General features: G+C 71.9%; 22 protein-coding genes and 1 riboswitch. Of the genes, 16 read left to right on the plus strand and 6 right to left on the minus strand.

The genetic code is table 11. From position 1 onward, the window contains the following. The first annotated feature begins 125 nt into the window (after nucleotides 1-125). Entirely contained in the window at nucleotides 126-1,325 is a 1,200-nt protein-coding gene (locus tag AMK10_RS30350; RefSeq protein WP_073751794.1) for an ROK family transcriptional regulator, read from the plus strand. Between the two features lie 121 nt (nucleotides 1,326-1,446). Here the strand turns inward: AMK10_RS30350 and AMK10_RS30355 are convergent, their stop codons facing one another. Next, a complete protein-coding gene (locus AMK10_RS30355; protein ID WP_073751796.1) occupies nucleotides 1,447-3,783 on the minus strand; it encodes a chitinase C-terminal domain-containing protein in 2,337 nt (778 codons plus the stop codon). Nucleotides 3,784-4,045: 262 nt separating this feature from the next. Next, nucleotides 4,046-4,176: riboswitch (FMN riboswitch) on the plus strand. 160 nt (nucleotides 4,177-4,336) lie between these two features. Here AMK10_RS30355 and ribD point away from each other — a divergent pair. From ribD to AMK10_RS30405, 10 genes are all read left to right on the plus strand, one after another. Then, the gene (gene ribD, locus AMK10_RS30360; RefSeq protein WP_073751798.1) at nucleotides 4,337-5,437 is read left to right on the plus strand and encodes a bifunctional diaminohydroxyphosphoribosylaminopyrimidine deaminase/5-amino-6-(5-phosphoribosylamino)uracil reductase RibD; all 1,101 of its coding nucleotides are present in this window, start codon (nucleotides 4,337-4,339) and stop codon (nucleotides 5,435-5,437) included. After that, nucleotides 5,438-6,058: a riboflavin synthase gene (locus AMK10_RS30365; protein WP_073751800.1), complete on the plus strand. Its 621-nt coding sequence runs from the start codon at nucleotides 5,438-5,440 to the stop codon at nucleotides 6,056-6,058. After that, a complete protein-coding gene (locus tag AMK10_RS30370; protein ID WP_073751802.1) occupies nucleotides 6,055-6,699 on the plus strand; it encodes a nicotinamide mononucleotide transporter family protein in 645 nt (214 codons plus the stop codon). Before AMK10_RS30365 ends, AMK10_RS30370 begins: the two co-directional genes overlap by 4 nt. Next, the gene (locus tag AMK10_RS30375) at nucleotides 6,696-7,985 is read left to right on the plus strand and encodes a bifunctional 3,4-dihydroxy-2-butanone-4-phosphate synthase/GTP cyclohydrolase II (RefSeq protein WP_073751804.1); all 1,290 of its coding nucleotides are present in this window, start codon (nucleotides 6,696-6,698) and stop codon (nucleotides 7,983-7,985) included. Before AMK10_RS30370 ends, AMK10_RS30375 begins: the two co-directional genes overlap by 4 nt. Before the next feature lie 25 nt (nucleotides 7,986-8,010). Further along, nucleotides 8,011-8,496 carry a 6,7-dimethyl-8-ribityllumazine synthase gene (ribH, locus tag AMK10_RS30380; protein ID WP_073751806.1) on the plus strand — a complete coding sequence of 162 codons (486 nt, stop codon included), beginning with the start codon at nucleotides 8,011-8,013 and terminating at the stop codon, nucleotides 8,494-8,496. Nucleotides 8,497-8,531: 35 nt separating this feature from the next. Further along, nucleotides 8,532-8,804, plus strand: a complete 273-nt coding sequence (locus tag AMK10_RS30385) for a phosphoribosyl-ATP diphosphatase (protein ID WP_073751808.1) — start codon at nucleotides 8,532-8,534, stop codon at nucleotides 8,802-8,804. A gap of 58 nt (nucleotides 8,805-8,862) precedes the next feature. Next, nucleotides 8,863-9,711 carry an ATP phosphoribosyltransferase gene (gene hisG, locus AMK10_RS30390; RefSeq protein WP_073751810.1) on the plus strand — a complete coding sequence of 283 codons (849 nt, stop codon included), beginning with the start codon at nucleotides 8,863-8,865 and terminating at the stop codon, nucleotides 9,709-9,711. A gap of 55 nt (nucleotides 9,712-9,766) precedes the next feature. Next, nucleotides 9,767-10,246, plus strand: a complete 480-nt coding sequence (locus AMK10_RS30395; protein ID WP_073751812.1) for a PH domain-containing protein — start codon at nucleotides 9,767-9,769, stop codon at nucleotides 10,244-10,246. A 189-nt stretch (nucleotides 10,247-10,435) separates the two neighbouring features. Further along, entirely contained in the window at nucleotides 10,436-11,803 is a 1,368-nt protein-coding gene (locus tag AMK10_RS30400) for a hemolysin family protein (protein ID WP_073751814.1), read from the plus strand. Then, on the plus strand, nucleotides 11,800-12,885 hold the full coding sequence (locus AMK10_RS30405) for a hemolysin family protein (protein ID WP_073751816.1): 1,086 nt from the start codon (nucleotides 11,800-11,802) through the stop codon (nucleotides 12,883-12,885). The genes AMK10_RS30400 and AMK10_RS30405 overlap by 4 nt, the downstream gene beginning before the upstream one ends. A gap of 56 nt (nucleotides 12,886-12,941) precedes the next feature. On the opposite strand, the gene AMK10_RS30410 is transcribed toward AMK10_RS30405, so the two are convergent. Both AMK10_RS30410 and AMK10_RS30415 read right to left on the minus strand, forming a co-directional pair. After that, on the minus strand, nucleotides 12,942-14,858 hold the full coding sequence (locus AMK10_RS30410) for an AAA family ATPase (RefSeq protein ID WP_073752027.1): 1,917 nt from the start codon (nucleotides 14,856-14,858) through the stop codon (nucleotides 12,942-12,944). 367 nt (nucleotides 14,859-15,225) lie between these two features. Continuing rightward, nucleotides 15,226-15,840, minus strand: a complete 615-nt coding sequence (locus AMK10_RS30415) for a uridine kinase family protein (RefSeq protein ID WP_073751818.1) — start codon at nucleotides 15,838-15,840, stop codon at nucleotides 15,226-15,228. A 186-nt stretch (nucleotides 15,841-16,026) separates the two neighbouring features. On the opposite strand from AMK10_RS30415, the gene AMK10_RS30420 reads away from it, so the two are divergent. Continuing rightward, nucleotides 16,027-17,382, plus strand: a complete 1,356-nt coding sequence (locus AMK10_RS30420) for a peptidase C39 family protein (protein WP_073751820.1) — start codon at nucleotides 16,027-16,029, stop codon at nucleotides 17,380-17,382. A 181-nt stretch (nucleotides 17,383-17,563) separates the two neighbouring features. On the opposite strand, the gene lysA is transcribed toward AMK10_RS30420, so the two are convergent. Beyond that, nucleotides 17,564-18,898: a diaminopimelate decarboxylase gene (gene lysA / locus AMK10_RS30425; RefSeq protein ID WP_073751822.1), complete on the minus strand. Its 1,335-nt coding sequence runs from the start codon at nucleotides 18,896-18,898 to the stop codon at nucleotides 17,564-17,566. Then, nucleotides 18,895-19,266 carry an SAV_915 family protein gene (locus AMK10_RS30430; protein WP_073751824.1) on the minus strand — a complete coding sequence of 124 codons (372 nt, stop codon included), beginning with the start codon at nucleotides 19,264-19,266 and terminating at the stop codon, nucleotides 18,895-18,897. Before AMK10_RS30430 ends, lysA begins: the two co-directional genes overlap by 4 nt. 291 nt (nucleotides 19,267-19,557) lie before the next feature. Between AMK10_RS30430 and AMK10_RS30435 the strand changes: the two genes are divergently transcribed. After that, nucleotides 19,558-20,055 carry a universal stress protein gene (locus tag AMK10_RS30435; protein WP_073751826.1) on the plus strand — a complete coding sequence of 166 codons (498 nt, stop codon included), beginning with the start codon at nucleotides 19,558-19,560 and terminating at the stop codon, nucleotides 20,053-20,055. Nucleotides 20,056-20,187: 132 nt separating this feature from the next. On the opposite strand, the gene AMK10_RS30440 is transcribed toward AMK10_RS30435, so the two are convergent. After that, a complete protein-coding gene (locus AMK10_RS30440; protein ID WP_073751828.1) occupies nucleotides 20,188-20,967 on the minus strand; it encodes a DUF899 family protein in 780 nt (259 codons plus the stop codon). Nucleotides 20,968-21,188: 221 nt separating this feature from the next. Here AMK10_RS30440 and AMK10_RS30445 point away from each other — a divergent pair, with 221 nt between their 5' ends. From AMK10_RS30445 to AMK10_RS30455, 3 genes are read left to right on the plus strand one after another with little or no spacing between them, the layout of a single operon-like run. Beyond that, the gene (locus AMK10_RS30445) at nucleotides 21,189-22,364 is read left to right on the plus strand and encodes a cytochrome P450 (RefSeq protein ID WP_073751830.1); all 1,176 of its coding nucleotides are present in this window, start codon (nucleotides 21,189-21,191) and stop codon (nucleotides 22,362-22,364) included. Then, complete coding sequence (locus AMK10_RS30450) at nucleotides 22,361-22,555, plus strand: ferredoxin (RefSeq protein WP_073751832.1); 195 nt, start codon at nucleotides 22,361-22,363, stop codon at nucleotides 22,553-22,555. The genes AMK10_RS30445 and AMK10_RS30450 overlap by 4 nt, the downstream gene beginning before the upstream one ends. Beyond that, nucleotides 22,552-23,691 (plus strand): NAD(P)/FAD-dependent oxidoreductase, encoded by a 1,140-nt coding sequence (locus tag AMK10_RS30455; RefSeq protein ID WP_073751834.1) that lies wholly within the window; start codon nucleotides 22,552-22,554, stop codon nucleotides 23,689-23,691. The genes AMK10_RS30450 and AMK10_RS30455 overlap by 4 nt, the downstream gene beginning before the upstream one ends. The last annotated feature ends 9 nt before the right edge of the window (nucleotides 23,692-23,700 follow it).

The raw sequence follows: 23,700 nt of genomic DNA on the forward strand, positions 1-23,700 counted from the left end.
TGGAAATGCCCGGTCGCCGGTCCGCCCGGCGCCGTAGTGCGGTGCGGGCCGTAAACTATCAGGAACCCTGCCTGATAAATAACCCCCCTGGCGGAGGACCGTCAGCGATCTGGAAGGATCCCGGCATGCCCGCATCCCCGAGCACCGCCCGGGCCATCAACGACCGGCTCGCCCTGCGACTGCTCCAGCAGGACGGCCCGCTGACGGCCACTCAGCTCAAGACCCTGACCGGCCTCTCCCGCCCCACGGTCGCCGACCTGGTGGAAAGGCTGCAGGACGCGGGCCTGGTCAGGGTCGTGGGGGAGAGCGGCGCGGACCGCCGGGGGCCCAACGCCCGGCTGTACGGGATCGTCGCCGACCGTGCGCACCTCGCGGCCCTCGACGTACGCACGGACAGCGTGGCCGTCGTCGTGGCCGACCTGCTCGGAGTGACGCTCGCCGAGGCCACCCTGCCGATCGGCGGCGACACCCACACCCGGCGCGCCGTCGAACGGGCCGTGGAGACGGTGGAGCGCACCGCGCGCACCGCGGGACCGGCCCCGCTGCACAGCGTCGGCATCGGCGCACCCGGCCTGATCGACCCGGCCAGCGGCGAGCTCAGGGGCACCGCCGGGCTCCCCGCCTGGCACGTGGCCCTGGTCAAGGAACTCCAGCGGCGGCTGTCCGCCACCGTCCTCGTGGAGAACGAGACCAACCTCGCCGCCGTGGCCGAACACCGCACCGGGGCCGCCCAGGACCGTGACACCTTCGTCCTGCTCTGGCTCGGCCACGGCATCGGCGCCGCCGTCATGCTCGACGGGAAGCTGCGCCGGGGCGCCTCGGGAGGGGCGGGCGAGATCGGCTTCCTCCCCGTGCCCGGCACCTCGGGAGTCCCCTCGTCGGTCAACTGCGACGGAGGCTTTCACTCCCTGGTGGGATCGGGTGCCGTCCGCGAACTGGCGGCCGGGTACGGCATCGCCGCGGGGCACCCCGAAGGCGGCGGTTCCCCCGAACAGGGCCCGGCCGCCGCGCTCGCCGTACGGGCCGCGCTCCGGGCCGGGGACGCGGACGGCGAGGCGTTCCTGGCGGCCCTCGCCGACCGTCTCGCCCTCGGCGCCGCCTCCGTGGTCTCCGTACTCGATCCCGGATGCCTCGTCCTGGCGGGCGAGGTCGGCCGGGCGGGCGGCGACGTGCTCGCCGCGCTGGTGGAGGAACGGCTGGCCCGGATGTCGCCGCTGCGCACGGAGGTCAGGGCGGGCACGCTGGGCGGCGGCGCGGTCCTGCGCGGCGCGCTGTTCGCCGCTCGGGACGCGGCCCAGGACGCGCTGTTCGCCCCGGGGGGATGAGGGCCCGGCCGGTGCGGGGCACGTCCTGATCGGCTCCGGGGCGGGGCTCGCAGCACTGCGCCCGCCCCGCGTGACCGGCGTCGTGCCGGCCGCCGCGGGGCGGGCGTGGTGCGGGAAGGGGTCAGCAGGCCCCGAGGTCCTGCCAGACACCCCATTCGCCCGTGGTGCCGGGGGTCTCGCCCTTGGTCCACCACCGGGCCTTCCAGGTGTGCGAGCCGTGGCTCACCGTCGTACCGCCCCCGTACTCCGCCGTGGCGCTCCATGCCGTCGCGGAGCAGCTGCCGCCGCCCGGGCCCGAGGTCGGGGTCGGCGTCGGGGTGGGTGTCGGCGTGCTCCCCGTCCCCGGCTGGACCACGGTCGTGCCGCGGGCCAGGTCACCGGCGAGGGCGTACGTGGACCCGCCGAAGGTCACCGTCCAGTTGGATGGGGTCGACGTCGGGAGGTAGTAGACGAAGTCCAGCTGTACGGAGGCTCCCGGCGCCAGGGACTGCCAGGAGGGCAGCTTCAGCGAGACACGGTTGTAGTCGCCCTTCAGCCCGCCCACGTTGTTCGCCGCGGTGTGGTCGCTGCGCACGATCTTCGTGCCGAAGCCGGACTGGTCCTTGGCGTTGGCGGGCGCGGAGGTGGCGTAGTCGAACTGGAACTCCGTGCCGCCCGGCAGGGTCGCCGTCGTGTTGTTGGTGATCTTCAGCTTGGGGCTGATCGGGTAGTTCGAGTCCCCCAGCGGGAACTGGTCGAACGACACGTCGATGTCGAGCGCCTGGGACGGCAAGTCGATCGTGGACCTCTTGGCGCCGTACGGCGAGGCCGACTTGAACGCGTCGTACAGGGACGAGGTCAGGGTCGAGCCGGGCTCGTACTGGCCCTTGCCGGCGTTCCAGGCGTAGTCGCCCGCGAGCTCCCAGATCATCGTGCCGCCGATGCCCTTGTCGACGACGTAGTCCGCCTTGGCGGCCACCGACTGCTCGTCCTCGGTGGAGAGGAACACCTTCTTCTGGGCGTTCCACAGCCAGGGCGCGACGAGCGTGGAGTCGTAGTTGCGGACGTAGGTGCCGGTCAGCTGGGTGGACGCGGGGATTCCGAACTTCGTGACGTAGTCGCCGACCACGCCCTTCTCCAGATTCTTCGCGTGCCACATCGGGTTGGAGCCGGCCGGCGACTCCTTGCCGTTGGTGTCCAGGTCGTGCCAGAGGTTGTCGATGCCGACCGCGCCGTCACCGCACTTGGTCAGACCGGCGCCCGCCGGGCAGTCCGTCGTGGCGGCCTTGCCCCACAGGCCGTTCGTGCCGCCCTGGACGTTCTTGAAGCCGCGCGTGTAGTACGGGAGCCCGATGTTGATCCGGCCGGCCGGCATGGAGCCGCGGAAGTAGTGGTAGGCCCAGTCGGTGTTGAGGTAGCCGACACCTCCGTACTGCGAGGTCGAGTAGACGCCCGCCTGGGCCAGTTCGGCGTCCTTGCCGTCGTCGAAGAGCGAGGCGTTGGGACCGACGTACTCGTTCCATGCGCCGTGCAGGTCGTAGGACATGATGTTCACGTAGTCCAGGTACTTCTGGACCTGGAAGGTCTCCATCCCGCGCAGCAGATAGCCGGAGGAGGGGGCCGCGACCGTCAGCATGTAGTGCGTGCCGTCGGCGGCCGACGCGCGGTCGAGCTTCTCGCGCAGGGTCTTCATCAGGGCGGCGTAGCTCTTGACGAGACCGGCGCGGCGCGCGTTCGCCAGGGTGTGGTCCAGCGGGTTGCCCGCGTCCTTCATCGTCGTCGGGTACTCGTAGTCGATGTCGACGCCGTTGAACCCGTACTTCTTGATGAAGGCGACCGTGGAGTCCGCGAAGGTGTCGATGCCGGCCTGGTTCACCGAGCCGTCGGCGTTCGTGGTCATCGAGTAGAAGCCGCCGGAGTCCACCCGGGCGCCCTTGTCGTCGAAGTAGCCACCGGTCTCGGCCCAGCCGCCGACGGAGACCAGGGTCTTCACTGCGGGGTGCTGCTTCTTGAATTTGTTCAGCAGGTTGAAGTGGCCCTTGTAGGGCAGCGCGGGGTCCATCTCGGCTCCCGCGACGCCCGGCCAGGTCATCCCGGTGGAGGCGTTCTCGGGGCCGTCGGTGCCCACGGAGATCTTGTTCCCGCCGTCGACGTGCGCGAACGCGTAGTTGAGGTGGGTGACCTTGTCCCAGGGGATGTCCGAGGCGAGGTAGGCGGGCTTGCCGTCCTTGCCGGTACGCCAGTTGGTGAAGTACCCGATGACGCGCCGCTGGTGGTCGGCGCCCATCTTCTCGCGGCCTTCGGTGTCGTAGACGGAGCAGTAGGGCACGGCGACGCCGGGCGTCTCGTAGAGCCCGTCGGGACGGCAGGACTCCTGGTCGGCGGCGGCCGACGGGGATGCGGTGAGCGAGCCCAGCAACAGGGCGCCGGCGGCGCCGGCGGCCATCAGGGCGGCTCTCGCGCGGGTGGGGGACAGCATGTGTTGTTCCTCCTGGGGAGGTCGGCAGAACACAACTGGCAAAAGGGCGGGTTGCACGGTGCCCGGGTGTGCGCACACCCGGAAGGCGTTCCTCGGAGGTGACGCAGAGATTAAGAGGACTAGACCAATGAGTCAATAGGTATGGACCATTCGGGAGGGGCGCCGTCCGGCGGTGCGTTCCCCCACGGTTTGTGAGGCGGCCCACAGAAGTCGTCCGTTCGGCCCAGTCCCGGCCGTGGCACAATGAGTCCTGTACCAGCAGCAGCGCACTCCGGGGTCGGTGCAATTCCGAACCGGCGGTTATAGTCCGCGACCCGTCCGCATCCAGCGGCCGGTTGACCAGGTGGGATTCCTGGACCGACGGTTAAAGTCCGGATGGGAGGCAGTGCGCGGCGGGCCGTCACAGGTGTGCCAGCCGTCGACGGGTGGATTTCCCGGATCTTCCGGGCGATCACATCCATGTCCACGATCTCGGCGTTCCCTGTTGCGTTCCGTTTCATCTGTCGTCATCGACAGGCCCCGGAGTCCGTGCCCGAAGAGGCAGGAGGACCCGGTGGCCACCGCAGCCGAAAGCACCGCCATGCGGCGGGCGATCACGCTCGCAGCCCGCGGACTCGGCGCCACCAGCCCGAACCCGGTCGTCGGCTGCGTCATCCTCGACGCCGCCGGGGAACAGGCCGGCGAAGGCTTCCACCGGCGCGCCGGCGGACCGCACGCCGAGATCCACGCCCTGCGCGAGGCCGGCGAGCGCGCCCGGGGCGGCACGGCCCTCGTCACCCTCGAACCCTGTAACCACACGGGACGCACCGGCCCCTGCGCCCAGGCGCTCGTCGAGGCCGGCGTACGCCGTGTCGTGTACGCGGTCGGCGACCCGAACCCGCAGGCCACCGGCGGTGCGGACACCCTCCGCGCCGCGGGTGTCGAGGTGGAGCAGGGCCTCCTCGCCGACGAGGCGGAGGCGGGCAACACCGCGTGGCTCACCTCGGTGCGCCTCGGCCGCCCGTACGTCCTGTGGAAGTACGCCGCGACCCTCGACGGGCGGATCGCCGCCGCCGACGCCACCAGCCGGTGGATCACCTCTCCCGAGGCCCGGGCCGACGTCCACCGGCTGCGCGCCGAGGCCGACGCCGTCGTGGTCGGTTCCGGCACCGCCCGCGCCGACGACCCCCAGCTGGGCGTACGCGGCATCGAAGGCGCCACCCAGCCGCTCAGGGTGGTCGTCGACACCGCCGCCACCGCCGTCCGCCCCGGAGCCCGGGTCCTCGACCCGACCGCGCCCACCCTGGTCGCGGTCGCCGAGGACGCCGACGCCGGCCACCTCCCCGATGACGCCGTGCTGCGTCTGCCGCGCTCCTCCACCGGCCCCGGCCTGGACATCGGCGCCCTGCTCGCCGCGCTCCACGCCAGGGGAATCCGTTCCGTACTCCTCGAAGGCGGGCCCGTCCTGGCCGGCGCCTTCGTCGCCGCGGGAGCGGTCGACACCGTCGTCGGCTATCTCGCTCCGGTCCTCCTCGGCGCGGGCCCCGCGGCCCTCGCCGACGCCGGAATCTCCACCATCTCCCAGGCGTTGCGCCTCGATGTGACCGAGACCGTCCGAATCGGCCCCGATCTGCGCATCACCGCCGTCCCCGTTCCTGCTCGGAAGGGAAACTGAGTGTTCACCGGAATTGTCGAAGAACTGGGTGAGGTCACCGCCGTCGAGAAGCTCGACGACGCCTCCCGCTTCCGACTGCGCGGCCCCGTCGTCACCGAGGGCGCCAAGCACGGCGACTCCATCGCCGTCAACGGTGTCTGCCTGACCGTCGTGGACCTCGGGGATGACGAGTTCACCGCCGACGTCATGGCCGAGACCCTGGACCGCTCCAGCCTCGGCGCGCTCGCGGCCGGCTCCCGGGTCAACCTGGAGCGCCCGATGGCGCTCGGCGGACGGCTCGGCGGGCACATCGTCCAGGGCCACGTCGACGGCACGGGCCACATCGTCGAGCGCAGGGTCTCCGAGAACTGGGAGATCGTGAAGATCTCCCTGCCCGAGGGCCTGACCCGCTACGTGGTGGAGAAGGGCTCGATCACCGTCGACGGGGTGAGCCTGACCGTCGTCGAGGCGGGACCCGACTACTTCACCATCAGCCTCATCCCCACCACCCTCGCCCTGACCACGCTCGGCATCAAGGAGCCCGGCGACCAGGTCAACCTGGAGGTGGACGTCCTCGCGAAGTACGTCGAGCGGCTGCTCGGCACGAGCGCCGTCCCGCAGGCCGGGGGACCGGCCGCATGAGCGCCCTGGACTGGCTGAACTCGGAGGCTTTCACCGTCTTCGGGCAGCACATCATCTGGTCGGACATGCTCGGCAACACGATCGGCCTGATCGCCCTGGCCCTCGGCTGGCTCCGCTCCGTGTGGACCTGGCCGGCGCAGCTCCTGTCCGGCGTCGTCCTCGTCGCCGCCAACGTCTCCGTGCAGCAGGCGGGCAGCGTCGGCAAGCAGCTGATCGTCATCGCCGTCGCCGTCTGGGGCTGGCAGCAGTGGACCCGGGGCCGGCAGCAGGCCCAGGACGGCTCCATCGCCGTCCGCTTCGCCACCTGGCGCGAGCGCGGGTACCTGCTGGGCGGCGCGGTCGTCGGCACCCTCGCCGTCGGCGGCCTGTTCACCGCGTTCCCGTCGCTCTCCTGGAGCCCCTGGGCGGACGCCTACATCTTCGCCGGCACCCTCGTGGCGATGATCGCCCAGGCGCGCGGCATGGTCGAGTTCTGGTTCGCCTGGCTGCTCGTCGACCTCGTCGGCGTACCGCTCAACTTCCACAGCGGGCTCGCCTTCTCCGGTCTCATCTACGTCGTCTACGGCGCCCTCGTCCTGTGGGGCATGCGCGACTGGTGGCTGCGCACGCGGACACCCGCTCTGAAAGGAGCCACGGCATGACAGCCCAGCCCGTACGGCCGTACGACCACACCCATGAGGACCTCTCGCTCGACCCCGTCGAGCAGGCGATCCGCGACATCGCCGCCGGACGGCCCGTCGTGGTCGTCGACGACGAGGACCGGGAGAACGAGGGCGACCTCGTCATCGCCGCCGAGAAGGCGACCCCCGAGATCATCGCCTTCATGATGAGCGAGTGCCGCGGCCTGATCTGCGCCCCCATGGAGACCGACGAGCTCGAACGCCTCGAACTCCCGCAGATGGTCACCCACAACACCGAGTCGATGAAGACGGCGTTCACCGTCTCCGTCGACGCCTCCGCGGAACACGGGGTGACCACCGGCATCTCCGCCGCCGACCGCGCCACCACGCTGCGGATGCTGGCGGGCGGCGCGGCGGGCCCCGGCGACTTCGTACGCCCCGGCCACGTCTTCCCGCTCCGCGCCCGCTCCGGCGGCGTCCTCGTCCGCAACGGCCACACCGAGGCCGCCGTCGACCTGGCCAGGCTCGCCGGGCTGCGCCCCGCGGGCGCCATCGTCGAGATCGCGGGCGAGGACGGGACGATGCTGCGGCTGCCCGAACTCGTCCCCTTCGCCCGCAAGCACGGCCTCACGATCATCTCCATCGAGGACCTGATCGCCTACCGCCGCAGCTCCGAGCCGACCGTGCGCCGTGAGGCCGAGGTGCGGCTGCCCACATCCTTCGGCCCGTTCACCGCGTACGGCTACCGCTCCACCGTCGACGGGGTCGAGCACGTGGCGCTCGTCCACGGCGACATCGGCGACGGCCAGGACGTCCTCGTCCGGGTCCACTCCGAGTGCCTGACCGGCGACATCTTCCAGTCCCAGCGCTGCGACTGCGGCCCCCAGCTGCACACCTCCATGGAGCGCGTCACGGCCGAGGGCCGCGGGGTCGTCGTCTATCTGCGCGGCCACGAGGGCCGGGGCATCGGGCTCCTGTCCAAGCTGCGCGCGTACGAACTCCAGGAGCGCGGCTCCGACACCCTGGACGCCAACCTCGAACTCGGGCTGCCCGCCGACGCCCGGGACTACGCGGCGGGCGCGCAGATACTGCGTGACCTCGGCGTGCACACCCTGCGCCTGATGACGAACAACCCGGACAAGACGGCCGCCCTCGTGCGGCACGGACTCGGGATCACCGGGCGCGAGCCCATGCCGGTCCAGGCCGGTGAGCACAACCTGCGGTACCTGCGCACCAAGCGGGACCGCATGGGCCACGACCTGCCCTGGCTCGACGCCACCGCCGCGTCGGCCTGCGGCAACCAGTAAGCACCGACGAACACACAGGAGAGACATGAGCGGCAAGGGCGCACCCGAACTGTCCGTACGCAACTGCGGAGACCTGCGGGTGGCGGTGATCGCGGCCCAGTGGCACGAGAAGGTCATGGACGGGCTCGTCGACGGGGCACTGCGCGCCCTGCACGACCTGGGCATCGACGAGCCGACGCTCCTGCGCGTCCCCGGCAGCTTCGAGCTCCCGGTGGTCGCCAAGGTGCTCGCGGGCCGCGGCTACGACGCGATCGTCGCCCTCGGCGTGATCATCCGCGGCGGCACCCCCCACTTCGAGTACGTGTCCCAGGGCGTCACCAACGGCCTCACGCAGGTCACCGTCGACACCGGGGTCCCCGTCGGCTTCGGCGTCCTCACCTGTGACAACGAGGAGCAGGCCCTGGACCGGGCCGGACTCGAGGGCTCCAACGAGGACAAGGGGCACGAAGCGGTCACCGCGGCCGTCGCCACCGCGGCCACGTTGCGCACCGTCAGCGAACCCTGGCGCTGAGCAGTGCTCCGGGACCCCGTATTCTAAGGACCATCATGGCGAACAAAACCTTCGAAGAGCTCTTCGCCGAGCTCCAGCTCAAGGCCGCCGACGGCGACCCCTCCACCTCCCGCACCGCCGAACTGGTGGAAAAGGGCGTGCATGCCATCGGCAAGAAGGTAGTCGAGGAGGCCGCCGAGGTCTGGATGGCCGCCGAATACGAGGGCAAGGAAGCCGCCGCCGAGGAGATCTCGCAGCTGCTGTACCACGTCCAGGTGATGATGGTCGCCCGCGGGATCTCCCTCGACGACGTCTACGCCCACCTCTGAACCACCCCCGCACGTCCCCTCCCCGAACCATCCCTCCGCACAAAGGAAACCCGACCTCATGCTGCGCATCGCCGTCCCCAACAAGGGTTCACTCTCCGGGCCTGCGATGGCGATGCTCCATGAGGCCGGCTACCAGCAGCGCAAGGAGTCGAAGGAGCTCGTCCTCGTCGACCCGACGAACGAGGTCGAGTTCTTCTACCTGAGGCCGCGCGACATCGCGATCTACGTCAGCTCGGGCCGCCTCGACATCGGCATCACCGGCCGCGACCTGCTGCTGGACTCCGGCGCCGACGCCGAGGAGATCCTCCAGCTCGGCTTCGCGCGCTCCACCTTCCGCTACGCCACGAAGCCCGGCACGGCCGAGGGCCCCCAGGACTTCGACGGCATGACGATCGCCACGTCCTACGAGGGCATCGTCGGCGCGCACCTCGCCGAGGCCGGCGTCAAGGCCTCCGTCGTCCACCTCGACGGCGCGGTCGAGACCGCCATCGAGCTCGGTGTCGCCCAGGTCATCGCCGACGTCGTCGAGACCGGCACCAGCCTGCGCAACGCCGGACTCGAAGTCATCGGCGAACCGATCATGACCTCGGAAGCCGTCGTGATCCGCCGCAAGGGCGCCGACGCCGAGGATCCCAAGGTGCAGCAGTTCCTGCGCCGGCTGCAGGGCGTCCTGGTCGCCCGCACCTACGTGATGATGGACTACGACTGCCGCGTCGAGCACCTGGAGCGCGCCGTGGCACTCACCCCGGGCCTGGAGTCGCCGACGATCTCCCCGCTGCACCACGAGGGCTGGGTCGCCGTCCGCTCCATGGTCGCCTCCAAGGAGGCTCAGCGGATCATGGACGACCTGTACGAGCTCGGCGCGCGCGCCATCCTCACCACGGCCATCCACGCCTGCCGCCTCTGACGGCAGCCACACACCCGAGCCGGACCACAGCACAACGAAGGACGACAGCGCCGCCATGTCCGCCCCCGAGCCCCGGCCGACCGAACTCCCCGCCCTTCCGGCCACCTTCAGGCCCACGCTCACCCGAGTGGTCCTGCTGGCCGTGGGGGCGGCGATGTTCGTCGTCATCACCGCGGTCGCGATGATCCTGGAGAACCTCGGCCCGGGGGAGCGGACCAGTTTCGTCTTCGTCGCCCTGCTCTTCTTCGGGGTCCTCGCCCTGCTCAGCAGGCCCCGCGTCACCGCCGACGAGGCCGGGGTCACCGTCGTCAACATCACCCGTACCCGCCGACTGGCCTGGGCGGAGATCCTCCGCGTCAACCTGCGTGCGGGTGACCCCTGGGTCTTCCTCGACCTCAGCGACGGCACCAGCATGCCCGCGCTCGGCATCCAGCCCGGAATCGCCAGGGAACGGGCCATTCGTGACGCCCGGACCCTGCGCGCCCTCGTCGAGTTCCACGGCAGCGGAGTGAACGAGGCCACGGAGAACGGCTGAGCCCTCTGCCCCGTACGGCCGGATCCCGATTATTCTGGTGTCCGGTGGCGCACCGGGTGCGCCCCGCCCCGCACCGGAAGGCCCCCGAGGCCCGCGGGGCACTTTCCTGCGACCCAAGGAGTGACTCCCTCCAGCAATGGACGGATCGTCCGGTAGTACCTGCGCCGCCCTCTCCCCGGAGGCGGCGGCATGACCACCCCCCTGTTGCTGCTCCTCGCGGCATTCCTTCTCATCCTCGCCAACGGATTCTTCGTGGCGGCCGAATTCGGGCTCGTCACCGTGGAACGGCCGGACGCCGAACGCGCCGCCGCCGAAGGCGACCGCCGGGCCCGCACCGTCGTCGCGGCCCTGCGCGAACTCTCCTTCCAGCTCTCCGGCACCCAGCTGGGCATCACCATCACCTCGCTGGTCGTCGGCATGCTCGCCGAACCGGCGCTCGCACAGCTGCTGGCCGGCCCGCTCACCGCCACCGGACTGCCCCAAGGGGCCGTTCCCGGTGTGAGCGTGGTCACCGGCATGCTCTTCGCGTCCGCCGTCCAGATGGTCATCGGCGAACTGGTGCCCAAGAACTGGGCGGTCTCCCGGCCGCTCCAGGTCGCCCGCTTCGTCGCCGGACCCCAGCACCGCTTCTCCACGCTCCTGCGCCCGGTGATCACCGCGCTGAACACCGTCGCCAACCGGCTGGTGCGGCTGCTGGGCGTCGAACCCACCGACGAACTGGCCTCCGCCCGCACCCCCGGCGAGCTGGTCTCGCTGGCCCGGCACTCCGCCGAGGCGGGCACCCTGGAACAGGACACCGCCGATCTCTTCGTGCGGACCCTCTCCCTCGCCGGCCTCACCGCGCAGCACGTGATGACCCCGAGGGTGAAGGTCAGCGCCCTGCAGTCCTCCGCGACCGCGGCGGACGTCCTCAACCTCACCCGGGCCACCGGCCTGTCCCGGTTCCCCGTCTACCGGGAGCGCATCGACGAGGTGGTCGGCATGGTCCACCTCAAGAACGCCCTGGCCGTCCCCGCCGAGGACCGGCTGCGCACCCCGGTGAGCCTGATCGCCGTGGCGCCGCTCCTGGTGCCGGAGACCCTTCCGGTCGAACAGCTGCTCACGCGGCTGCGGAGCGAGCAGCCGATAGCCGTGGTCGTCGACGAGTACGGCGGCACCGCCGGTGTCGTCACCCTCGAGGACATCATCGAGGAGCTCGTCGGCGAGGTCCGCGACGAGCACGACGCCGAGGGCGCCGACCGTCCCGAGATGGCCCCCGTCGTCGCCGACGACGGCCGCTCCGGATGGGACGTGGAAGGCAGCACCCGGGTGCTCACCCTGCGCCGGATAGGCCTCGACGTCCCCGAAGGGCCGTACGAGACCGTGGCGGGCCTGGTCGCCGATCTGCTGGGACGCATCCCCGCACCCGGTGACCGCGCCGAACTGCCCGGCTGGCGGATCTCCGTCCGGCAGGTCGGCCACTACCGCGCGGAGCGCGTCCGCTTCGTCCGTCTGACGGACATGACGCAGGCCCCCGCGGAGCGCCTCTCCCAGGACCAGCTGGAGGCCGTGCGATGAGCCTCGTACAGCTGATGTTCGCCGGCCTCCTCGTGCTGGCGAACGGCTTCTTCGTCGGAGCGGAGTTCGCGCTCGTCTCCGTACGCCGCAGCCAGGTCGAACCGCTCGCCGCTGCCGGGTCGAGCCGGGCCAGACAGGTCCTGTACGGCCTGGAGAACCTGCCGCAGATGATGGCCGCCGCACAGTTCGGCATCACCGTCTGCTCCCTCACGCTCGGCGCCGTCGCCGAGCCGACCGTCGCCCATCTCCTGGAACCCGTCTTCCACGCGGCACACGTGCCCGAGGGGCTCGTCCACCCGCTGGGCTTCGCGGTCGCCCTGGCCTCCGTGGTCTTCCTCCACCTCGTCATCGGCGAGATGGTCCCGAAGAACCTGGCCATGGCCGCCCCGGAGAGGACCGCCATGTGGCTCAGCCCCGGCCTGGTCGGCTTCGCCCGGCTCTGCCGGCCGGTCACCTCGGCACTCGGGGCCTGCGCCCGGCTCGTGCTCCGGCTCTTCAAGGTCGAGCCGAAGGACGAGGTCGAGGCCGTCTTCACCAGTGAACAGCTGAACCGTCTGGTGGAGGACTCCGGAATGGCGGGCCTGCTGGAACCCGAGGCGCAGGAGCGCCTCGGGGACGCCCTCGAACTGGGCAGCAGGCCCGTGACCGATGTGCTGCTCGACCGGGCCTCCCTGGTGACGGTGGACCCCTCCGTCACACCGCGCCGCGTCGAGGAGCTGACCGTACGGACCGGCTACTCGCGCTTCCCGGTCTGCGCGGAGGGCGGCGGCCCCTTCATGGGCTATCTGCACGTGAAGGACGTCCTGGAGCTGGAGGACGGCGACCGTGCCGTTCCCCAGCAGATCTGGCGGCCGATGTCGACCGTACGGGCGGAACTCCCGCTGGACGACGCCCTGACGGTGATGCGCCGCGCGGCCACGCATCTCGCCCAGGTCGCCGACGCCTCGGGCAGGGTGCTGGGGCTCGTCGCCATGGAGGACGTCCTGGAGATGCTCGTGGGCGAGGTCCGCGACCCCGCCCACCGCGTCTCGGTGCCCCGCCGCACGGCGGAGGCGCCGAAGGCCATGGCGCCGCTGGTCTGATCCCGGCCGGTCCGGGCACCGCTGCCGCCGTACGGGACCGTACGGCGGCAGCGGTGTCACAGGCCCCCGGGCTCCTGGGTGCCCCGGTCCACGGGGCCCCGCCCGGACAGCACTTCGCCGTACGCCTGCATCAGGTCGGGCAGCCGCAGGGTGGCCAGATCGTCCCTGGTCGGCGCGGCGGTGTAGCCGGACAGCCGCAGATCGCGGTAGGCGCAGCTCTTCTCGTACAGGGTGCGCAGGAACCGGCCGTTGCCCAGCTCGTCGATCCAGCCCTGGTCCACCACGTGCCCGCTGATGCTGCGCAGCTCGTCCGTCGACTCCTCGTCCCACACGTCGCCGTTCTCGGCTGCCAGCACCCCGCCGATCGCGGTGAGTTCGAGCGGGCGGTAGCTCGGGAAGTCCACCCGGGTGGTGAAGCGCGAGGAGAGCCCCGGGTTGGTGGAGAGCAGCCGGTCCATGCCCTCCGGATAGCCGGCGAGGATGACGACCAGATGGTCCCTGTTGTCCTCGGCCCGCTTGAGGAGGACCTGGAGTGCCTCGTCCCCGTACGCGTCGCCCTTGCTGTAACCGGAGTTGGAGAGGCTGTACGCCTCGTCGACGAACAGCACCCCGCCGAGCGCCGAATCGATCAGCTCGTTGGCCTTCACCGCGGTCTGGCCGAGGAACTCGCCCACCAGATCCGACCGTTGGGCCTCCACCAGATGGTCGCCGCCCAGCAGCCCGAGTGCGTAGAAGACCCGGCCGAGGATGCGGGCGACCGTGGTCTTGCCCGTCCCCGAGGGGCCGGAGAAGACGAAGTGACGCTTCGGGGGCTGCACCGGCAGGCCCTGCTGCGCGCGCAGGCGTGCCATGTTCAGCTGCGCGGACAGCGCCTTGACCTGGCGCTTCACGGGTTCGAGGCCGACCATGCGCTCCAGCTCCGCCAGCGCCTCGGCGAGCAGCGCAGGATCGCTCGGGCCCGCGGGGAAGACGGAGCCCCTCGGTGAGCCGGGCTTCGCCCGCGCGCCGCCGGGTCCGGGCGGCGTGGTTCCGGCGCCCGGCATGACCTGGGAGTCGCCGCCCAGCCAGGGCTCACGGCTCTCCACCAGATCGGTGCCGAGCGCGAAGTCCGCGTCCGGCTGGCCCTCCACCCCCGCACCGTCCGCTCCCACTCCGTCCGATCCGAAGCCGGCCAGCGAGACGGCCGCGAGGTCGGCGGCCTCGTCGAAACCGTCGCCCTCGGAGATCGCGGCGAGCCTGGCCGAGGTGTCCATGAAGGCCGGGTCGACGCGGTGCACCGCCCGGTACAGCGGAAGGGCCGCCGCGCTGCGCCCGGTGCCCTCGTGCGCCCGCGCCAGCCAGTAGCGCAGCTCCTTGCGCTGCGGCTGCTCGCTGCGGCAGCGCATCAGGGCTGCGGACAGCAGGGGTTCGGCCTGCCCGTACATCTCCAGACGCACCCGGGCCATCCCGCCGAAGAGACCCGCCTCGATGCCGAGCAGCGGATCGTCGATGAGCTGCTCCGTGGTGCGCACGAGCTGTTCCCAGTCCTTGACCAGATAGGAGCGGCAGGCGTGCAGGAAGCGCACCTGGGAGTCCGTGTCTATCGGCGGCAGACCCGCCAACGCCCGGTCCAGCTCGGGCACATGGCGTCCGTCGAGCCAGTGCGAGGCGTGCGCGAGCAGCAGGTCGCGCGGGCTCTCCAGCACCGGCTGCACCCACCAGCCCAGCCAGTACCACGAGTTGAGCGTGCGGCGATGGCGGGTGCGCTGCTCGCCGAAACGGTCGCGGTGGCGGTACATGCGTAACAGCGCCGTGGTGGTGTCGATCCGCAGTGCGTGGAGGCCCAGCCAGCCGTCCGCCATGCCGGGGTCGAGGCGCACCGCGGTTCTGAACTCCTCCTCGGCCTGCGGGTACGCGCCCATGGTGTAGGCGTCCACCCCGCGCAGCCAGGCAAGGTCGGCCGGGGCCTGCGTGCCCTGCGTGCCGATGTCCATCAGGTCCCCCACAAACCGTGCCCCCACGAATGTCCCGCCCGCACAGCATGCCCAGCGCCGGGCACCTAATCACCGTGCCGAGGACGGGAATTGACCACACAGAGACGCATCGTACCGGCACAGGGAGTGAGCGGTTAAGGGCGTTACCGGCGCTTCGGGGGCGGTCACCGAGCGTGAGAGAACGGCCCTTTCCGGGGGTGCGGGAGGGCAGAACGAAGCCCCCGGTCACGGGGGAACAACCGGGGGCCTCGCGTCTGTGGGGGCTCCGAAAAGCCGCACATTGAGAACGTAAGACCTGTACGGGCCCTCGGTCAAGCCGCGTCGGGGGACTTCCGGGGCATTCTCCTACTGGTCGGTATGCCGACCCTCATCCTTCACTCTCCGTGAGGAAGTGGCTCGTCCCCGCAGTCACGTGAGGTCCTTTTAGCCACGCGTATCCCGTGGGCAACCGCCGTATCACCACGTCCGCGAACGGGTAGGAAGGGTCCTCGGCGAAATGCCGCCGCTCCTCGACGGTCCAGCCGTCCCAGAACTCCCTGAGAGCCGGTCCGTCGCGGAGTCTGCCCCGCGCCCAGGAAGCCGCGCTGCCGCCCTCGATCCACAGCAGTCCCGCGAGGAACGGCCGCACGGCGGCACGCCCCGCGCCCACGCCCTCCATGAGCACCACCGGTGCGGCCTCCAGTGTCCTCGGCGGCCCGAAGCGCCGGGCCGTCCAGTCGTACGGGGCGTACCGCGCGGACTCGCCCCGCGCGAGCGGGTCCAGGACCTGGGTCCGGAGCCTGTCCGTCCAGGAGAAGAGCTCCTCATGGGTGGCGAGGTCGTCCAGGCGGAGCACGGGGGCACCGCCCAGTGCCTCGGCCAGCCGGCCGGTGAAGGTGCTCTTGCCGGACCCCGCGTGACCGTCGACCGCGATCAGCCGCACCGGCCCGCAGGAGGGCGGCAGGGAGCGCAGCCGGCGTGCGCGGTCCGCCAGGTCGTTCATGGCCCCAGCCTACGAGACCGGGCGGGGCCGCCTCCGGGCACGCGCAGGTCACATCAGTGGACCAGACCAATATTGCTGCTGCGGCGCGAGTCGAATCACTGGCCGGATGCGGGCCCGACCCGCGATAGTTGGCGCACCGATCGGCACCCGCAGCCCCATTCCGCTCAACGACCGGGGGTCTCGCCCATGACCAGACCGACATCACGCAGGACCGTGCTCACCGCCGCGCTCGCGGCAGCGGCGGCGGCCGGAACCGCTGCCACGGCCGCCCCGGCGGCCGCCGCCGCCCGCTCCTCGTCCCGGGCGCCGGCCTCGCTCGTGGACAACCACTTCTGGACGACGTACTCCGACTGGCGCAGCGGCACGTCGGAGGGCACCCGTGCCGTGGCCGGACGGCGCCCCGGGCTGGTGATCGCCGCCCCCGCCGGGAGCACCTCCTACGTGGACCCGCACACCGGCACGACCGGCACCTGGGAGTACGCGACGTGGACCTCGCCGGTCCACCGCTCGACCGTCCCCGCCACCGAGGTGATCGCCTCCTGGAACGCCCACACCCCGCAGGGCACCTGGATCCAGATCGAGCTGCGCGGAACCTACTCGGACGGCACGGACACCCCCTGGTACGTGATGGGCCGCTGGGCCGCCGGTGACACGGACATCCGCCGCACCTCGGTGGACGACCAGACCGACGGCAGGAGCACCATCTGGACCGACACCTTCTCCCTGGACGACGCCGCGAGCGGGCTGCGCCTCGTCTCGTACCGGCTGCGGCTCACCCTTCACCGCACCCCCGGCACGCGCCTCACACCCACGGTCCACCGGATCGGCGCCATGGCCTCGGACGTCCCGGACCGCTTCACGGTCCCGGCGACCACCCCCGGAACCGGCCGGGAGCTCTCCGTGCCGCGCTACTCGCAGAACGTCCACGTGGGGCAGTATCCGGAGTACGACAACGGCGGCGAGGCCTGGTGCAGCCCCACCTCCTCGCAGATGATCATCGAGTACTGGGGGAGGAGGCCCACCGCCGAGGACCTCGCCTGGGTCAAGCCGGGCCTCGCCGACCCGCAGGTCTGCCACGCGGCCCGCTACACCTTCGACTACCAGTACGAGGGGTGCGGCAACTGGCCGTTCAACGCCGCCTACGCGTCGACGTACACGGAGATGAACGCCGCCGTCACCCGGCTCGACTCCCTGACCGACCTGGAGCGGCTGATCGGTGCGGGTATCCCGGTCATAACGTCACAGTCGTTCTTCAAGGGCGAGCTGACCGGGGCGGGCTACGGAACCTCCGGGCACCTGATGACGGTCATCGGCTTCACCGCCGAGGGCGACGTGATCGCCAACGACCCGGCCTCGCCGGACAACGACGCCGTCCGCCATGTCTATGCGCGGCGCGAATGGGAGAACATCTGGCTCCGCACCAAGCGCTACGACGCGAACGGGGCGGTCAGGGGCGGCACGGGCGGGGTCTGCTACATCTACTGGCCCGCGGTTCCGACCGCGCCCCAGCGCCGCGTGCTCAGATCGCTCGGCCTGCTGTGACCGTAGGGGGCCGGGCGGCCGGGGCTTGACGGTTCCTCACCGGGCGGGACGGCTCCCGGACGCCGCCGCGGGCCGCGGCGACGCCCGGGAGCAACGGGCCGGACTGGGGCGGTACCGGCCGGAGCGCCAGGACGGGGACGGTCCGGCCGGTCGGTGTGACCGCCGAGGGCGGGCCTCCGCTCTACGCGCCGACGTCCCGGCTGCGGAGATCGGCCAGGGTCTCGCGCCGGACGAGGAGACGGGCCCTGCCGCCGTGGACCGCGACCGCGGGGGGCCGCCCGACCATGTTGTAGCCGGACGCCATGGACAGCTGGTACGCCCCCGCCACCGGTACGGCGAGGAGATCGCCCGGCCGGATGTCACCGGGCAGCTCCACACCGGCGGCGAGGATGTCGCCCGCCTCGCAGTGCCGGCCCACCACCGTGGCCGGCCGCGAGCCGGCCGCGGAGTGACGGCCGACCAGCCGAGGGGCGTAGCGCACCCCGTACAGGGCGGGGCGGGGGTTGTCGCTCATGCCGCCGTCCACGGCGACGAACACCTGGTCGCCGGTGCTCTTCACGGACAGCACCCGGTAGAGCGCCACCCCCGCCGGGCCCGCGACCGCGCGTCCGGGCTCGACGGCGAGCCGGGGCACAGGGAGCCCGGCCGCGGCGCACCGCTCGTCGAGCTCGGCGCGGAGCCTGTGCGCGAGACCGGTGAGGCCGAGGGCGGGCTCCCCGGGACGGTAGGCGATCCCGTGGCCGCCGCCCAGGTCGAGTTCGGGCAGCACGAGACCGTGGAGGTCGCGCATCTGCGCCATCAGGTCCACCATGCGGCGCAGGGCCGCGACGTAGGGTTCGGTGTCGGTGATCTGGGAGCCGATGTGGCAGTGCAGACCGGTCAGTTGAAGCTGGGGCTGGGTCAGGAGCCGGGCGATGGCGTGCTGCGCGCTTCCGTCGGTGGGGGACAGGCCGAACTTCTGTCCGTCGGCTCCGGTGCGGATCTTCTCGTGGCCGCCGGCCGAGACACCGGGAACCACGCGGACCATCACCCGCTGCCGGCCATGGGGACCCACGGCGGCGGCCAGCCGCGCGATCTCCGACGGGCCGTCGATGACGATCCGTCCCACACCCAGGCGCAGGGCCGACTCGATGTCACCCGGCGACTTCGCGTTGCCGTGCATGACGACACGGTCCGGCGGGAAGCCCGCGGTGACGGCCAGTTCGAGTTCGCCGGCGGAGCACACGTCCAGCCCGAGGCCCTCCTCGTCGACCCAGCGGACCATGGCCCGGCAGAGGAACGCCTTGGCCGCGTACAGCACATCGGCGCCGGGAAAGGCCTCCCGGTAGGCGCGGCAGCGTGCCCGCACCTCGCCCTCGTCCAGCACGTACGCCGGAGTGCCGAAGCTCTCCGCGACCTCCGTGAGCGATACGCCGCCCACGGCGAGGCCACCGTGCGCCAGACGGGCCGTGGAGGCCGGCCACACGGACAGGTCGTCGGTGTCCGTGGTGGTCACGGGCGTCAGGGCGGTGGTCATCGGCGTCGTCCCCCCGCCTCGGACGGTCCGGCCACGGGCAGGACCGGAAGGGGGTCCGGTGCGGGCGTGTCCCGGGAGGCCTGCGGGGCCGACAGCGTCGGGTCGACGGTGACCAGGCCCGCGCCGAGCGGTTCTCCCAACGTCCGCAGGACCGGTTCCGACAGCCGGATGTACGCCTGGCCTTCGCCCAGCACCGCGGTGAGGCGCTCCGGGCTGGTGAAGCCGACCGCGGTCCGTGCGCCCAGCGGTGTGCGGTAGAGCCGGATCACGGCTCCGGTGTCGCGTCCCGGCCGGACGGGCACGAACAGGGGCCCGGCCGGGACCGGTTCCTCGGGCTCGGGATCGTCGTCGTACAGGAACAGGCACATGAGGCCCTCCTCGGAGGCTCGGAGCTGTGTCGGGGCGCCGGCCGTCTGGGAGACGGACCGGATCGCTCACCGAAGCCTTCCTCGACGGCGGGCCTCCGGGACCGCTCCCTGACGGCATCCTGACGGCGATCGGGAGACCCGTACGCGTCATTGACGCCCGGCAGGACAGCCGCGTCAGGGAACCGCAAGGGAAACCGTCCCCGGCGTCAGGGAGCCGTCAGTACCGCTGCCGAACGGCCCCTCGGGGTCCTTCCCTTGAAGCCGGAGGGCGGCGAACAGGAAGGCGGGACCGTGCGAGGACGAGTCGTGGTCGGGGCGAACGGTTCCCTGGGGAGCCTCACGGCCCTGCACGCTGCCGCGGCGCAGGCCGGGGCGCGGGACGCGGAGCTGCTGGTCGTGCTGGCCTGGCAGCCTCCCGGGGGCGGTCCGGGGAGCCGGGCCGCCTGCGGTCACTCCGTACTGACCGAGTGCCGGGACGCGGCGGTGGACCGACTGCGCCTGATCCTGGCCGACTTCGGCGCGTGCCGGCCGGGCCCGGCCCCGGCCGGACGCGTCGTCCGGGGCACCCCCGGGGCCGCACTGGTGGACGCGGCCCGCGACCCCGGTGACCTGCTCGTCGTCGGCACCGGATCGCGCGGGCCGCTGCTCCGGGCGCTGCGGCCGTCGGTGGTCCGGTACTGCCTGGCGCACGCCCCCTGCCCGGTGCTGGCGGTTCCGCCCAGCCCTCTCCAGACGGGCCTGGACCACCTGCACCGACGCGGCACATGGCGGGTGCCGCTCGACTCATGAGCGGCGGCCCGGCCACCGCTCACGCTTCGATCGGCACCCGTGCGGCTGGAACGCGGCGCCCCGTGCGGCCGGAACGCGGCACCCGCGCGTCCCGCCCCCGCCGCGACCGGCCGGGCGCCGTGGACCGGGGCGTCAGTGGCAGTGGCCCTGTCGGCCGAGGGTCTCCACAGGGGTCGCTCCGGGGCGGGTCCACTGCGGCACAGGGCGGCTCGTCGGGCCCCAGGTGGCACGACCGTCCGCGTCCGAGCGCCAGTACCAGCACGGGTCGTGCCCCTCGGGCCGGCCCTCGGGGTTCTCCTGCCAGGCCTCGTCGCGGCCGTGGGGTGTCATGTCGAGCAGGCTGAAGAAGCCGCTGAACGCCTCGTTGCCGCGGCCCGTCGTTGAGTAGGTGAGGAACACGCGGTCGCCGTCGCGCAGATAGCAGGTGAGGTACCCCATGTCTCCGCCGGCCGGCCCCTCCACGCCACGCACCGAGTACCAGGGATGGGTGTAGCCCATGAAGTCGACGAAGGGGGCCACCTCCTCCCACGGGCCCGTCGTCAGGATGGCGAACGAGACGCCGCGTGCGGTGAGATAGACGGGGTCCCGCAGGCTCCAGGCCGCGCTGGTGCAGCCCTCGCACTGGCCCTGGTGCGGGGCGCCGTCGTGCCACATGTGCTTGTAGACCACGAGCTCGTCGCGGCCCTGGAACAGCTCCAGGAACGGGACCGGGCCGTCGGGCCCCACGACCTCGGTCGTCCCGTCGAACTCCACCATCGGCAGCCGGCGACGGGCCGCCGCGATGGCGTCGCCCTCGCGCGTGTGCGCCTTCTCGCGGATCAGGAGCTCGTCACGGGCGGCCTGCCAGGTGGCCTGATCGACGACGGGCGGACTTCCGGGCGCGGTGGCCGGGGCACTCGGCGTGGTCGACATGGTGTCCTCCGTTGGATCTTGTGCCGGGCTGTGCCGTGCGACGCCCGGGCGACGGTCACCAGTGCAGACTCGTCGCACGGCCGGAACTCATCGGGTCGCGCGCCCCGGAATCGTCGAGGCAGGAGGCGTTCTCGGGACCGAGCCGTACATGCATTTCGTGCATGTATCTCCATGCATATTATGAGTTTGCCTGATGTTCCGGCCGGGACTTCACTGGTCCCATGACCACCGCACCGCCGGTCTCCGGCATCGACCTCTTCGCCGACGGCATCGTCGTCGACCCGTACCCGACGTACGCCGAACTCCGCGACCTCGGCAGTGTCGTGCACCTCCCGGCGAACGGCGTCCACGCGCTCACCCGGTACGACGCGATCCGCGACGCCCTGGGCGACTGGGAGCACTTCTCCTCCCGCTCGATCGGCTTCAACCCGACGGTCGACGAGGCCCTCGCCGGGACGTCGCTGGCTTCCGATCCGCCCGTCCACACCCAGCTGCGCGCCACGCTCACCGCCAACCTCAGCCCGCGCGCCCTGCGCGGCCTGAAGGGGACGATCGACGCCAAGGCCGACGCCCTGGTCGCCGAGCTGGTGGAGAGAGGATCGTTCGACGCCATCGACGCCCTCGCCCGCGCCTTCCCGCTCAAGATCGTCGCCGACCTGATCGGCTTCACCGGCGACGTCCGGGACAACATGCTGCGCTGGGGCCAGGCCGCGATGCAGGTCATCGGCCCGATGAACCAGCGCACCGCCGAGAGCTTCCCGGTCGCCGGTGAGCTCTACGGCTGGTGCTCCCAGGTCACGTCCGACGACCTGACCCCCGGTTCGGTGGGCCACGGCATCTTCGAGGCCGAGGCCCGCGGCGACATCCCGCCGGACACCGCCGGCCGGATCATCCACCAGTACCTCGGGGCGGGCGTCGACACCACGATCGCCTCCATCGGCAACATCGTCGCCCTGTTCGCGGCCCACCCCGGCCAGCTGAAGCTGGTGCGCGAGGACCCGTCGCTCGTACCGGCCGCGTTCAACGAGGTGCTCCGGTACTGGGCTCCCGTCCACGCCTGGGGCCGGGTGACGACGAAGGACGTAGAGATCGACGGCGCCCTGGTCCCTGCCGGGTCGAAGACCGCGATCCTCTTCGGCGCCGGCAACCGCGACGAACGGCACTACGAGAACCCCGACGCCTTCCTGGTCGAGCGCGGTCCGTCCGACCACCTCTCCTTCGGCTACGGCATCCACGGCTGTGCCGGCCAGGGCCTGGCCCGGCTCGAAGCACACGCCGTGATCGAGTCACTGGCGCGTCGCGTCGAGCGGCTCGTCGTCGGCCCGGAGGTCCGTGTACCCGGCAACATCACCCGGAGCATCGAGACGCTCCCCGTCCTGGAAGTGGTCCCCGCATGAAACTCGTTCTCGACCGTCCGCGCTGCGAGGGACACGGCCTGTGCGAGGAGGCCGCGCCGTCGCTGATGCACCTCGACGACGACGGGGAGCTCTTCCTCGACGTCGCCGAGATCCCCGAGGAGGGCGCCGGACGGACGGCCGCCGAAGCCGCCGTCCGGGTCTGCCCCGTCGCAGCCCTCCGCCTCGCGTGAGCGCGCGAGTCGGCCGCATCGTGGTCGTCGGGGCCGGCATCGCCGGTCTGACCGCCTGCGACGCGCTCCGGTCCGCCGGATACGACGGAGAGCTGACGCTGGTCGGCGAGGAGACGCACGCGCCGTACAGCCGGCCCGCTCTGTCCAAGTCCCTTCACGCCGCAGGTGATATGACCGCACATCAGCTTCCCGCACCGACGCACGGAGCCACCGAGATCCTCGGTGTCCGGGCCGAGGGGCTGGACGCGGAACGCGGCCGCGTTCGCCTCGACAGCGGTGAGGAGCTCGGATACGACCGGCTGGTCATCGCCTCCGGCTCCAGGGCGCGGCGCCTGGGCGGCGCGGAGAGCGGCGAGATGGTGCTGCGTACCCTCGACGACGCTCTGGCACTCCGCGCCAGGCTGGCCGGGCGCCCCTCGGTGGTGGTCGTCGGCGCCGGTCCGCTCGGCATGGAGATCGCCTCCGGCTGTCTCACCGCCGGGTGCGAGGTGACGGTCGTCGCGGACCGCCCGCCGATGCTGCCGCATCTGGGCCCCTACCTGTCCGCCGTGCTCACGGGTGCGGCGCAGCGCCGGGGCCTGCGCATCACCGACGGAGCAGCGGTCGGGGTGACGGGCGGGGCGGGCCGTTCCTCGGTCGTCCTCGCCGACGGCCGCACCGTGGCGGGCGACCTCGTCGTGACCGCCGCCGGCGACCTGCCGAACGTCGAGTGGCTCGCGGGAACGGGCCTGCTGCGCGGCGGCCGGCTGGAGGCCGACGCGCGTGGCCGGGTCGCCCCGCGGATCGTCGCGGCCGGCGATGTCGCGGCGTTCCCGACGCAGCACGGGGTACGCCGGATTCCGCTGTGGAGCAGCGCGGTCGAGCAGGCCAAGGTCGCGGCGGGTGCGCTGCTCCACGGCGACGGCGCGCCGGCGCTCGACTTCGAACCGTACTTCTGGACCGAGCAGTTCGGGCTCACCCTCAAGGCGGCCGGATTCCTGCCCGTCCACGGCGAGCCGGAGTTCCGTGTCGGCGACCACCCCGAGGGCCCGGCCGTCATGCGCTGGGAACAGGAGGACGGCTCGGGGACGGCTGTGGCCGTCAATCACCGCATCCCGATACCCAGGCTGCGCCGGACGGCGGCCACGGCCACGTAGGGTCGGACG

It is taken from the genome of Streptomyces sp. CB02058 (assembly GCF_001905505.1).
Taxonomy (GTDB): Bacteria; Actinomycetota; Actinomycetes; order Streptomycetales; family Streptomycetaceae; genus Streptomyces.